The sequence below is a fragment of the Herbaspirillum huttiense genome (assembly GCF_004367745.1).
GTDB classification, from domain to species: Bacteria; Pseudomonadota; Gammaproteobacteria; order Burkholderiales; family Burkholderiaceae_D; genus Herbaspirillum; species Herbaspirillum huttiense.
On sequence record NZ_CP037993.1, the window covers coordinates 4870157 to 4882325 of the forward strand.

The 12169-nt window shown below is 61.3% G+C and carries 9 protein-coding genes and 1 pseudogene; 6 read left to right on the top strand and 4 right to left on the bottom strand.

Going from position 1 to position 12169, the window contains the following annotated elements:
• Positions 1–273 precede the first annotated feature (273 nt).
• From E2K99_RS21795 to E2K99_RS21805, 3 genes and pseudogenes are all read left to right on the top strand, one after another.
• Positions 274–714 carry a hypothetical protein gene (locus E2K99_RS21795; protein WP_134223541.1) on the top strand — a complete coding sequence of 147 codons (441 nt, stop codon included), beginning with the start codon at positions 274–276 and terminating at the stop codon, positions 712–714.
• 784 nt (positions 715–1498) lie between these two features.
• A pseudogene (locus tag E2K99_RS21800) lies at positions 1499–1931 on the top strand (STM2901 family protein).
• Positions 1931–2299, top strand: a complete 369-nt coding sequence (locus E2K99_RS21805; RefSeq protein WP_134223542.1) for a DUF1493 family protein — start codon at positions 1931–1933, stop codon at positions 2297–2299. The pseudogene E2K99_RS21800 and the gene E2K99_RS21805 overlap by 1 nt, the downstream one beginning before the upstream one ends.
• Positions 2300–2389: 90 nt before the next feature.
• Here the strand turns inward: E2K99_RS21805 and E2K99_RS21810 are convergent, their stop codons facing one another.
• Together E2K99_RS21810 and E2K99_RS21815 are read right to left on the bottom strand one after the other, a co-directional pair.
• On the bottom strand, positions 2390–3154 hold the full coding sequence (locus E2K99_RS21810; protein ID WP_134223543.1) for an OmpA/MotB family protein: 765 nt from the start codon (positions 3152–3154) through the stop codon (positions 2390–2392).
• Between the two features lie 7 nt (positions 3155–3161).
• Positions 3162–3857: a hypothetical protein gene (locus E2K99_RS21815; protein ID WP_134223544.1), complete on the bottom strand. Its 696-nt coding sequence runs from the start codon at positions 3855–3857 to the stop codon at positions 3162–3164.
• A gap of 204 nt (positions 3858–4061) precedes the next feature.
• Here E2K99_RS21815 and E2K99_RS21820 point away from each other — a divergent pair, with 204 nt between their 5' ends.
• Both E2K99_RS21820 and E2K99_RS21825 read left to right on the top strand, forming a co-directional pair.
• A complete protein-coding gene (locus E2K99_RS21820; protein ID WP_166675094.1) occupies positions 4062–7418 on the top strand; it encodes an autotransporter outer membrane beta-barrel domain-containing protein in 3357 nt (1118 codons plus the stop codon).
• Between the two features lie 73 nt (positions 7419–7491).
• Complete coding sequence (locus E2K99_RS21825) at positions 7492–8352, top strand: alpha/beta fold hydrolase (protein ID WP_134223546.1); 861 nt, start codon at positions 7492–7494, stop codon at positions 8350–8352.
• A gap of 101 nt (positions 8353–8453) precedes the next feature.
• On the opposite strand, the gene mqo is transcribed toward E2K99_RS21825, so the two are convergent.
• Complete coding sequence (gene mqo, locus E2K99_RS21830; protein ID WP_121040555.1) at positions 8454–10103, bottom strand: malate dehydrogenase (quinone); 1650 nt, start codon at positions 10101–10103, stop codon at positions 8454–8456.
• Between the two features lie 502 nt (positions 10104–10605).
• Here mqo and cheD point away from each other — a divergent pair.
• The gene (gene cheD, locus E2K99_RS21835; protein ID WP_034341503.1) at positions 10606–11217 is read left to right on the top strand and encodes a chemoreceptor glutamine deamidase CheD; all 612 of its coding nucleotides are present in this window, start codon (positions 10606–10608) and stop codon (positions 11215–11217) included.
• 92 nt (positions 11218–11309) lie between these two features.
• On the opposite strand, the gene otnI is transcribed toward cheD, so the two are convergent.
• Positions 11310–12113, bottom strand: coding sequence for a 2-oxo-tetronate isomerase (gene otnI / locus E2K99_RS21840; RefSeq protein WP_134223547.1), 804 nt, complete (start codon positions 12111–12113; stop codon positions 11310–11312).
• Between the last annotated feature and the right edge of the window lie 56 nt (positions 12114–12169).

Genomic DNA, 12169 nt, shown 5'->3' on the forward strand with positions numbered 1-12169 from the left:
TGCTCATCAGTTTTTTTAATATGGTTTCCATGTGGCTGTCCTGTCTTTGGCCTGCGCATTGACTTTAAAACCACAGCTGAAAAAGTTTTAAACTAATTTTGCAACAGAACCTTAGACGAAGGCACAGGTTGAGGCTCAGCGGGGGCCTGACTACAGCACATTTTTCGAAGAATTTTATTGAGCGGCGCGCGGCAATTCTCCAGCTGGTAGCCCAAAAATCCGCCGTTTTTTCATTCCAGTTAGAGAAGGCAACAATCTCCAAAAACAGGGCATATGAAAAAACTGATGCTAGCCACAAGCGCAATCGCATTTTACCTTCTTGCCTCCGCCAGCGTTGCTGGAATGGAGAAGTCGGCTGTCGATGAAATACCTGCGACTTATTTCAAACCTGCACATACCGGCAAGCTGGAACAGTACGGCGAACAACAGTTTTCCATGCAGAAAGCTCTGGATGCCTACGTCAACGGAAAATTTAAAATAAAAAATAAGAAGCTGTTCCTTGCCGATTCTTTTGGATTGAGCATAAAACGTCAATTGAATAACTTCATCGTAAAAAGTTTACACGGGGAGAAAGTCGACGAGCAAATTGTAGAGGGGTTGTCATCCGTAACGATATGGAAGATAGAAAACGAATATTTCTCTTTGGTCGTTTCTGAAATGATCCCGGGAGGAGACGCCATCTACGGCTATTACAAAATGGAACTTGACCAATAGCCTCGGGAATAGGCTTTGAGGCCTGCATCGCGAGAAAATGCCAGAAGATTAGTATAAATATCTATGCTGAGAAACCCCAATAACGTTCCAAGACCCGCGTGATTTAAAAAAGCCGCGAACAAAATCAACCGCCCCAAAAAGCCGGACATAAATGCAATCCGGCTGGACCAGTGTATCGAAGCCAGTAGCAGGAGCTAAAGAAATGAGTTTGCCGCAGCTTCTGGTCTATTGCTGGTTAAGATGAAAAAATCTCACCACAGCAGTTTTTTGAACAAGCAAGCGAGCATTAGATGCCGTCGGACTTCTCTGAAAGAAAAAGTGCGACCCATTCACAATGGTATTTCCCAGCCAGATTCAGATGCCCCGAATTCTCTGGCCAACATGCGCTTGATTTAAAGGAGGCCTGCCGCCGATTTTCCTTGGCCAACGCCTTAAAAATTCGTCGATCGGTGTTTGCGCACCCACGCGGCCACCGAGTTAGAAGAAAACGGCAACCTTCGGGTTGAGGATTCTCACTTCAGCGCCAACATTTTTTCCCCTATCGGGATTGCTCGTCTTGCGCCCCTCACCCATGTCGGATGCAGCAAGCTGATTCCTTGTTGGCATAGTCTTCAGCAACTGCATCACGCGTGGCATCGCCCCAAAGAATCAGCACAAGTCCCAAGATCGAGTCCGCCAAAGCTTCATTGTCTCTTGATGCAGGTTTTAGAACTCAGCATTAAGCATCCAGTCTGATCGAGGTTTGATGAGCAATCCCTCCTCTCAACACGCGAAGACTACAATCATGGACAACACCTACGCCTTTGGCCTGCATACCCAACTTTCCCCCTAACGAGCTGCTCTTCTACGTATTCATCGACGAAACGTGCAAGGAGTTTGGCGTCGACGACGTCAGTGCTGCTGCCGCAGTTCTTGCCGGTCAAAATTGGATTCCGACCAGAGCCAAGCCTCGGGGCGCAACCAAAGGCACCTCGTTAGCCTCAATCATGGGGCGCAGGTACCTCAACTATGATTTGAAGAGAAAGATCCTCCCAACGGTGACCAACGAAAGCCTCAAAACACTGCGGATTCTGATGACAAAAAATATCGGCAAATTTGTGGGGCGTGCAGTACCCATGGTTGGGTGGGCGGTCTTGGCCTATAACGTCGCGTCGATCACAAGCCGTTCTGTCGCGAACTATAATCGCCGGGTCAAACCGGAAGACAGGATCTTTTAATGCGGGATATCACCTGGGAAAAACTGGAAGCTTGGGTACGCAAGGAAAACTGCACGAGTCCCAAAAAACTACTGACTCGCGATACTCAACTTAACGACGATCTGGATGTTACCGGCGATGATGCAGATGATTTCATGGAGCACTTCTTTGAAGAATTCTCCATCGACTACGGGGACTATAATTTTGATCATTATTTTGTCCCCGAAGGCTTCAGCCCGCTTGAGATTTTCCTGCTGCTGATCTCAAAGAAAAAGCGGGCTTCCTACGACAGACCACCAATCACCCTCGGCATGCTCTATCAAGCAGCCCTTGATGGCCGATGGGATTGTGCCCGCCTGGATTCACTGTCATCACTTTCACAGACTTGAATCGACACAACCCATCACGCCAGCTGATAACACAAAAACAGAAAAACAAAACCGAGCTGATCGCAACGTGCGCAACATCACGACCTCAGCTCAATTCTTTCCCCCCCCATTGACGAACCGCACCTCCACCCGCCGGTTGCGTTCATCACTGGCTGCCAGCCCCGGCAGCGGTTGCGAATCCCCATACCCCGCCACGATCACGCGGCGCGCCGCTTCCGGCGCACTGCGTCCGATCAGCAGCAAGCGCGCTTCGCGGGCACGCGCCGCAGACAGCGTGAAGTTGTCATCGTAGACCGTGCAATACGCGCGCACATCGGTCACCGGGGCCTTCACCGGCTTGTCATCCGTATGGCCTTCCACATAAATGCGGCCCGCCGGATACTGCTGCAAATACTCCGCAATCCGCTCCTCGACCTGCGCAAACGCGGCCCGCGCTTCCGGCTCCACGCAAGCACTGCCGCGACGGAATGCCCCCTCTTTCAGCGTAATTTTCCCCGCCTCGGTATCGACCGCCACCAGGTTGGAAGCGCCCTGCTGCGCAAACACCGTCTGCACCTGGCGCAACACGACCGTCAATCCCGGCCCGTCGGATTCGCGGCGGGCCGTCGCCGGCGCGGCTGGCGGTGGTGCAGCTTCAGCCGCTGCAGGCGCCGGTTGGGCGGGTGCTGCAGCAGGCAAGGGGGCAGCCGGTGGCGGTGGCGGCGTGGAAGCGGCTGCCATCTGCGGTGCCTCCGCACGCAACTGCGCAATCTCGGGACCACCCGCCCGGCTCACCGCCAGCAGGACGATCAATACCCCCGCCAGCGCCGCCATCAGCCCGGTGGCCGCGACCCATTCGTGATCGGATTGACTCATCACGGCCTCAGGATGAACGTCCGGACTGGCGCTGCAGCGCTTCCAGCCATTCGCCATGGCGCAGATGCGCGCGCTGTGCCTCGGCCTGTTGTGCCGCCAGCAGGGCTTGTCCGCTTTGCTTGATGGCGTCCACCAGACGCTGCTGTTCTTCTGCGTGTTGCACCGCCTGCGCTTGCGCAGCCGCAGTGGCCACGTCCTTGAGAATGCCGATGCTCCACGCCAGCCGCGCCTGCTCATGCCCGCGCAAGATCATCCAGGACTTCAGAATCAGAAACGCCAGCATGCTCCACGCGGCAATCTTGAACTTGCTGCCCAGCGCATCGATCACCGCTCCCAGCGCACCCGGTGCCGCCTGTGGGCCAAGCACGCCGGCCGTCGCCGTCAAGGCCAGGCCCAGGCCGATGAAGGTCCCCAGCAAACCCGACATCAGGATCAAGCCCGGCATCGCGGCGGCCCAGCGTTCCGGCGCAGTGGCCACGGCCTGGCTCAGTTCGTCCGGTGTGGTCGCCGCAGGCAGAGGCCCGCGCTCACCGGTCAGCGCTTGCAACCGCGCCTGCCACTGCGCGGGCCGGGCGCTGCGTGAGAGCAGCAGCGGCAGTGCAATCACCAGCAACAGCAACACCAGCGCAAACACCCACTGCAGGCCGCCATAGGCCGTGCCATCCCATTGCGGCAGCAGGAAACTCCACAGCGATTTATTCATGAACTGCCCCTGTCTGCATGACGAACCTTCCCATCCTTGCTCCCCTTCTTCTTTACATTGTCAGCGTCTTGTCACGACAGGAGATTATCAGAAAGACCACACTGAGGGACGAAAAGCCCCACGCAGCCGACCGATGTAATGGTCCGGTCACAAGTTGTCAGCAAACTTTCAGGTCTTGACAACTTGCTACCAATTTCTTTGCACATGGCCCGCTCTTCTTTACCTCTTCGCCTGCTTCCGCTGGCCCTGGCCCTGCAAGCCATCCATGCCCCTGCCCAGGCGGCCAACTACACGGTGGCCAACGGCACGACCGACACCAGCGCCAAGACCCTGACCAAGAACGCTGCCGATAACATCACCGTCAATGCCGGCGGCACCCTGGCTTCCGGCAGCGCGGCCACCATCCGCACCTCGCAGGACAACGACAACCTCAGCACCGTCACCATCAACAACGCCGGCACCATCGGTCAGAACAGCGGCCTGACGGCCATCAGCATCAACCACAAGAAGGTCAACCTGATCCTCAACAACGCCGCTGGCGGCGTCATCACCAGTTCCTCCAGCAGCGCCAAGACACCGACCATCCTGATCGGCAAGGGCAGCGATACCTTCTCCATCGTCAACCTCGGCACCATCTCGCAGACCGGCCCCACGCCCACCAATGCGGACAATGGCAAGAACTACGCCATCAATGCCAACGGCGACTACTCCACCGCCGGCAATACCATCGTCAACGGCTCGGCCAGCAACAGCAGCGCCACCATCAGTTCGTCGAGCTCGAGCGCGATCAAGATGGGCTCCAACATCCTGCTGACCAACTACGGGCGCATCTTCACCACCAGCCTGGTCAACACCTCCTGTCCGGATTACCTGTCGGCCTGTGCCAGCGGCTCGCCGCCGAAAGCGGCCGATGGCATCTCCATCGACGACGGCATCCGCAATGCGGTCATCGTCAACTACGGCAGCATCACCGGTGCGCGCCACGGCATCGATGGCGGTGATCCGGTGGCCGCCACACCAGACAGCAATCTCGCCAATGCCATCCAGCTCACGCCGCGCCTGAGCGCCACCGGCATCACCTTCGACGCCACCTATGCCGATGGCAGCACGCGCAGCAACGTGGCCATCAGCAACAACGTGGTGATCAACCAGGCCGGCGGCGTCATCACCGGCAACAACGGCTCGGGCGTGGGCTTCGACAGCCATGGCGTGGTCTTCAACTACGGCACCATCATCGGCAACTACGCCGGCAGCGGACGCGTGTATGACGTGCTCGGCAATGGCGCCACCACCAGCAATGGCGACGGCGACGGCGTCGATATCGACGGGACCGCCTACATCGAAAACTGGGGGACCATCCGTGGCAATGGCGCAGGCGGCCTCGATTCCACCGGCCAGCCAAACGGTGCCGATGGCATCGCCGCCGGTGGCGGCACCATCATCAACCACGCGGGCGCGGTGATCTATGGCGATGCCCACGGCATCCTCATCGACGATGGCAATGACTGGTCCAAGGACCCGAGCAATCCGCGCATCACCTACAACACCGGCAACACCACCGGACGCGGCACCGGCGGGGCCAGTGGCGTCAATGGTGCCAAGGCGTATATCGTCAACGACGGCAGCATCACCGGCAACAAGGGCATCGCCATCGGTCTGGTCGGCAATTACGATGACACGCTCATCAACAACGCCAGCGGCGTCATCACCGGCGGCGCACAGGCCACGCTCACCGGCCAGGGTGGCAGCACCGTACCGGGCGCGGCGGTGCAGATGGGCGGCGGCAACGATACGCTGATCAACTACGGCCGCATCGAAGGCAAGAATGGTCTGGCCATCGACATGGGCGACGGCGACGATTCACTGCAACTGCTGGGTGGCACCGTGATCGGCACCATCAATGGCGGCGCAGGCATCGACACGCTCACCACCGGCGGCACGCAGACCTTTGCGGCCGGGGTGCTGTCGGGCTTTGAAAACTACATCGTGCGCGACGGCGTCACACGCTTCAATTACGACCTCGGCACCGTCAGCAACATGACCGTCAACCAGGGGGCGGTACTGCAGGTCAATGGCGCTTTCGGCACCGGCGGCAACCTCGCCATCAACGGCGCATTCCAGGCGGCGGAGGGTACGGCCACGCGCACCATCAATGTCGGCGGCAATCTCTCCGTGGGCAGCAACGGGACCCTGCAGGTGGCCGTGGCGGGACCGCAGGCCGATCGGATCAATGCAGCCGGCAGCGCCACGCTGGCCAACGGTGCGACCCTGCAGCCGGTGGTCAAGACCTATGTCCCCAATACCGCACGCTGGACCATCCTCTCGGCCGCAAGCGGCCTGTCGGTCGATGTGTCGACGATCCAGCTGGCCGACACCGCCACGCTGGACTACGGCCTGCAAGTCTCGGGCAATGACCTGATCCTCACCGCCCGGCGCACCGCCAGCGTGAGCGACGTCAGCGGCAGCCCGCTGGGCCGCGCGCTCGACGCGCTCGGCAACAACAGCAGCAACGCCCAGGTGCAGAACCTGCTGGCCTCGCTGGATGCCTTGCCCACGGCCGCCGCCTATCGCAGCGCGGTGCGCCAGTTGCAACCGGAAACCAATCGCGCCAGCCAGCAGGCGGCGCAGATCTCCATGGGCAGCGTCTTCTCGGCCGTGGCCGGACGCGTGGACAGCGCACGTGGCGATGCGCCTGTGGCCAGGCAGGGTGGCAGCGGCGTGGCCACCGGCGAAGCCGCCGCACGCGGCCGTGTCTGGCTGCAAGGTCTCGGTGCCTGGGGCCGACAGCAGGCCCGCGCCGGCGCTGATGGCTATGATGTCAGCGCCTACGGCATGGCTGCCGGCATGGAGACCGACCTCTCCGCCCGCGAAGTGGCCGGCCTCACGCTCGGCTACACGCGTGCCGGCACGCGTGGCAGCGACAACGCCAGCGGCAATGACGTCAACGTCGATGCGGTGCATGTGGGCGGCTATGTTGGCCTGGACATGGATGGCTGGACGCTCGACGGCGCGCTCATGGTGGGCGGCAATCATTACAGCAGCCAGCGTGCCATCAGCTTCCTCAGCCAGACGGTCAGCGGCAGCTACAACGGCTGGCAGGTCGGTGCCCGCGTGGAAGCCGGCCTGCCCTTCGCCCTCAGCCAGCGCTGGTCAGGCCGCTGGCTGGCCGGCCTGCGCCTGTCGCACCCGAGCAATGAGGGCTACACCGAAAGCGGCAATGCGGCGCTGGCGCAGAACGTGGAGTCCAGCCGTGCCAATTCTGTACAGCCGACCCTGGGCGTGGAATTCAATCGCCTGAGCGACAACGGCGACCGCCTGCAACTGCGTGCGCGCTACCTGCACGAGCTGGCGGGCAACCCGGATGTCACCGCCAGCTTCGTGGCCGGCGGTCCCAGCTTCACCACCGCCAGCACCGCGCCCAATCGCGATGCCGTGCAACTGGGCGTGAGCTATCGCTTCAACGGGGCCCAGGGCAGCTATGGCACGCTCGGCTATGACGCCGAAGTCCGCGACCGCTCGCTGATGCATCAACTGACCGCACGCGTGGGCTGGCTGTTCTGATGCTGTCCTGCCCATGAAACAAGGCCCGCAGCTTGCGCTTGCGGGCCTTTTTCACTCCGGCGACAATCGCCCGATGCGCTCCTCTTTCCCCTCCCGGTTCCGGCTACCCCGCCCTGCCCTGGCCCTCGCCAGCCTCGCCCTGCTGGCCGGCTGCGCCAGCGATCCCGATCTCGTACAGCGCGCCGATGCCCTGGTCGCACCTGCCGGCCTGCAACGCGAGGAAGTCCGCGGCGGTCCCTTCGTACTGACGGCCTACGTGCACGCGCGCCCGAAAGCCCCGCTGTTGCGCGTGTATCTGGAAGGCGATGGCCGTGCCTGGATCACGCGTACTCAGGTCTCCCCCGATCCGACGCCCCATACCGCCATGGGCCTGCGCCTGGCCGCCAGCGATGGCGGCGACGTGGTGTATCTGGCGCGGCCCTGCCAGTTCACGCCGATGGCACGCAATCCGATCTGCCAGCCGGAGTACTGGGCCGGCCTGCGCTATTCCCCGCTAGTGGTGAGTGCCATGGATGAAGCCCTGAGCCGCTATGTGGCGCGACTGCAGCCGGCCCGGCTGGAGCTGGTGGGATTCTCGGGCGGCGGTGCCATCGCCGTGCTGCTGGCGGCGCGGCGCAAGGATGTGGGCGCCATCCGCACGGTGGCCGGCAATCTCGATCACGTGGCCGTCAATCAATGGCACAAGGTCTCTCAGATGCCAGGCTCGCTCAATCCCATCGATGTGGCGGCGCAGGTGGAGCGCATCCCGCAACTGCATGTGAGCGGCACCGGGGATACTGTCATCCCCACTTCCATCACGCACAGTTTCGTCGACCAGGTCGGCCGCTGCGCCGGACTGGTGACCGTGCAGGGCATGGCGCACCAGAGCGAATGGGATCAACTCTGGCCCAGGCTGCTGGCAGTACCGCTGCCTTGTACAGCCAAGCAGCCCTGACCGATCCACCATAAAAAATGGGTAGCCGGGAAAATCCGGGCTACCCATTTTTCTAACAAAACTTCATATCGTGATTGCCTGGAAAACAGGCAACCCCGCCATCACAGCGCCATATCGGCCGATGCGTTGGCTTTTGGCTTTTCCATGCTGCCACCCTTGCCGGTCTGGCCGGCCGCCTTGGGCGCGATCACCGGCGGCGGCATCAGTTGCAGCACGTCGGCGGTGTAGGCCCACTCCTTGGCGACCTGGTCCGGGTGGTCATTGAGCTTGGTGCCATAGCTGGGCACGATCTGGCGCACCTTCTGCTGCCATTCGGGCGTAGCCAGCTTGTCCTTGAAGACCTTCTGCAGCACGGTCAGCATGATCGGCGCGGCGGTCGAGGCACCGGGCGAGGCGCCCAGCAGACCGGCGATGCTGCCATCGGCCGAGGCCACGATTTCGGTGCCCAGCTTCAGCACGCCACCCTTGGCCTCATCCCGCTTGATGATCTGCACGCGCTGGCCGGCTTGCCACAGACGCCAGTCTTCCTTCTTGGCGTTGGGGAAGTATTCCTTGAGCGCGGCGAAACGCTGGTCATCGGACTGCATCAGCTGGCCGGCCAGGTATTCCACCAGCGGGTATTCATCGATACCGACACGGGCCATCGGCCAGACGTTGTGCGTCGTGGTGGCCGAGAACAGGTCCCACAGCGAGCCCTGCTTCAGGAACTTGGTCGAGAAGGTGGCGAAGGGGCCAAACAGGATCACGCGCTTGCCATCCAGCACACGGGTATCCAGGTGCGGCACCGACATCGGCGGCGCGCCCACGGAGGCCTTGCCATAGGCCTTGGCCAGGTGGCGCAGGGCGATGTCCTGGTTGTCGGTGATGAGGAAGGAGCCACCGACCGGGAAGGCCGCGTAGTCACGCGCCTCGGGGATGCCGGACTTCTGCAGCAGCTTCAGGGCACCGCCACCGGCACCGATGAAGACGAACTTGGCATCGGTCTCGGTGGTGCTGCCATCCTTGAGGTTCTTGTAGACCACGCGCCAGGTGCCATCACCGTTGCGGGTGATGTCGCGCACTTCGCTGGACAGCTTCAGGCCGAAGTTGGGACGCGTCTGCAGGTAGGCTGCGAACTGGCGGGTGATTTCGCCGAAGTTGACGTCGGTACCCAGCGGGGTCCAGGTGGCGGCCAGCTTCTGGTTGGGGTCGCGGCCTTCCATCATCAGCGGCACCCACTTCTTGATCTGCTCGTGGTCTTCCGAGTACTGCATGCCGGCAAACAGCGGGCTGGCCTGCAGGGCTTCGTAGCGCTTCTTCAGGTAGGCGACATTGTCATCGCCCCAGATGAAGCTCATGTGCGGGGTGGAATTGATGAAGGAGCGCGGATTCTTCAGCACGCCGCTCTTGACCTGCCACGACCAGAACTGGCGCGAGATCTGGAAGGCTTCGTTGATCTCGATGGCCTTGGCGATCTGGATCTTGCCGTCCTTGTCTTCGGGCGTGTAGTTCAGTTCGGCCAGGGCCGAGTGGCCGGTGCCGGCGTTGTTCCAGCCGTTGGAGCTTTCTTCGGCCACACCATCGAGGCGCTCGACCATTTCCATCGACCAGCCCGGTTCCAGCTCATTGAGCCAGACCGCCAGGGTGGTGCTCATGATGCCGCCGCCGACCAGCAGCACGTCGACCTTCTTGACGTCCGCCGCCTGCGAAGCGGGCGTGACGACCAGCGCAACTACGAATCCCAGCAAGGCCAGGAAGGATTTTTTCAACATTGTCTAATCCATTTGTGATGAGAGAGGGCTGCCTCCCCTGCACAGTGGCGGGGAGTCGGACAACCGGTGCATGTCACAGGCCACAGCGCCTGCCGTGGAGGGCGGGCGCGAAAGCGCTGCGTCATGTGGGCCTTGCAGATCAATGCAAGCCCGGCCGGGCGTGGCCGCGCGGGGCCACGGCGCACGTACAGGCCTGTAGCCTGGGTGGTGCCTGCCGGTTTCAACTGCCTGTCCGATACCTGTCTCCGGCATTTGGGGAATGCCTGTACAAATCGTCTCCGTCAGAGCGGACCGGGATCGGGTCATGTCGAGGGGGCGCAGCGTACCACGGGATGGGAGCCAAGGGCGATTGCGGATATCCCCTATTAACGATGGCGCACAAGCATGTTCTGGGCTAGGGAATTCCCCGATATCGTGTGGGCCGTGCCTGACTGACAATGCATGGACCGCCAACACTCACCGTCCCTCATCGGGGCGCACACAAGAACGATCAGGGGCCCGTATGCAAACCGTCATCAACAAGCCGGAAAATTTCGCGTCGTATCGGTATCACGACCGGGCCTTCAATTGCGACACTGCCAAGATCCTGCCGGGCGAATATTTCTATACCGGCGAGGACATGATGATCGTGACCGTGCTGGGTTCCTGCGTCTCGGCCTGCCTGCGCGACCGTGTCAGCGGCGTGGGCGGGATGAACCATTTCATGCTGCCTGATGGCGGTGGCGAAGCCGACAGCCCGGTCTCGGCCTCGATGCGCTACGGCACCTATGCCATGGAAGTCTTGATCAACGACGTGCTCAAGGCCGGTGCCCGGCGCGAGAACCTGGAATGCAAGGTCTTCGGCGGAGGTGCGGTGCTGCGCGGCATGAACGCCATGAACGTGGGCGAACGCAATGCCGCCTTCGTCAAGAATTACCTGTCGGCCGAGAAGATCCGCGTGGTGGCCGAAGACCTCAACGACATCTGGCCGCGCAAGGTGCATTTCTTCCCGCGCACGGGCAAGGTGCTGGTCAAGAAGATCAAGGACGCCGCTGCCGATCTGGCCAGCCGTGAACGTGAATATGCCTCCAAGCTGCAGGCCAAGCCGGTGGGTGGGGAAATTGATTTGTTCTGAGCGACGCCATCGTCCAAACAAAAAAGCGGAACCCGTTGCATGGGCTCCGCTTTTTTCATGCCTGCTTTACGCGGGCCGATACCAGATCGTAATCAGGCCTTGAGCGTGGTCAGGCCTTGCTCAGCCAACGCCTTCAACCATCCCAATCCCGCCGAGGTCGCTCCCGCCGGGTTGTATTCGCAACCGATCCAGCCCTGGTAACCCAGGCTATCGATCAGCTTCAGCAGATACGGATAGTTCAGCTCACCCACATCCGGCTCATGGCGCTCGGGCACACCGGCAATCTGGATGTGGCCGATGCCGGGCATGTCGCGCTTCAACTTGACGGCCACGTCGCCTTCGACGATCTGGCAGTGGTAGCAGTCGAATTGCACCTTCAGGTTGGGCGCGCCCACTTCGGCACAGATGGCCTGGGCATCGTCCTGGCGATTGAGGAAGAAGCCCGGAATGTTGCGGGTGTTGATCGGCTCGATCACCACCGTCAGCCCGGCCGATTCAGCCTGGTGTGCCGCATACGACAGGTTGTCCAGATACACCGCGCGGTGACGCGCGCGATCCTGGTCGGGCTTGATCAGGCCGGCCATCACGTGCAGGGTCTTGTTGCCGATGACGGAAGCGTACTTCAGCGCAGTCTCGATGCTGCGCTTGAATTCGTCTTCGCGGCCCGGCAGCGAGGCGATGCCGCGCTCGCCGGCGGCCCAGTCGCCCGGGGGCGCGTTGAACAGCGCCTGGGTCAGGCCGTTGGCCTCCAGGCGCGACTTGATCTCTTCAGGCTGATAGTCGTAGGGGAACAGGAACTCGACGCCGGAGAAGCCATCCTTGGCGGCGGCGGCGAAGCGGTCCAGGAAATCGTGTTCCACATACATCATGCTCAGGTTGGCGGCAAAACGCAGCATCGGATTCTCCTTGGTAACGAAGGGGCCAGTGTAGCGCGAACACTCTTGCGCGCGTC

What these genes read in the sequence shown, in the direction of transcription:
- E2K99_RS21825 (WP_134223546.1), top strand. Translation starts at nt 7,492, where the DNA reads ATGCGCTCCTCTTTCCCCTCCCGGTTCCGGCTACCCCGCCCTGCCCTG.
- E2K99_RS21820 (WP_166675094.1), top strand. Translation starts at nt 4,062, where the DNA reads ATGGCCCGCTCTTCTTTACCTCTTCGCCTGCTTCCGCTGGCCCTGGCC.
- cheD (WP_034341503.1), top strand. Translation starts at nt 10,606, where the DNA reads ATGCAAACCGTCATCAACAAGCCGGAAAATTTCGCGTCGTATCGGTAT.
- E2K99_RS21795 (WP_134223541.1), top strand. Translation starts at nt 274, where the DNA reads ATGAAAAAACTGATGCTAGCCACAAGCGCAATCGCATTTTACCTTCTT.
- E2K99_RS21810 (WP_134223543.1), bottom strand. Translation starts at nt 3,154, where the DNA reads ATGAGTCAATCCGATCACGAATGGGTCGCGGCCACCGGGCTGATGGCG.
- E2K99_RS21815 (WP_134223544.1), bottom strand. Translation starts at nt 3,857, where the DNA reads ATGAATAAATCGCTGTGGAGTTTCCTGCTGCCGCAATGGGATGGCACG.
- otnI (WP_134223547.1), bottom strand. Translation starts at nt 12,113, where the DNA reads ATGCTGCGTTTTGCCGCCAACCTGAGCATGATGTATGTGGAACACGAT.
- E2K99_RS21805 (WP_134223542.1), top strand. Translation starts at nt 1,931, where the DNA reads ATGCGGGATATCACCTGGGAAAAACTGGAAGCTTGGGTACGCAAGGAA.
- mqo (WP_121040555.1), bottom strand. Translation starts at nt 10,103, where the DNA reads ATGTTGAAAAAATCCTTCCTGGCCTTGCTGGGATTCGTAGTTGCGCTG.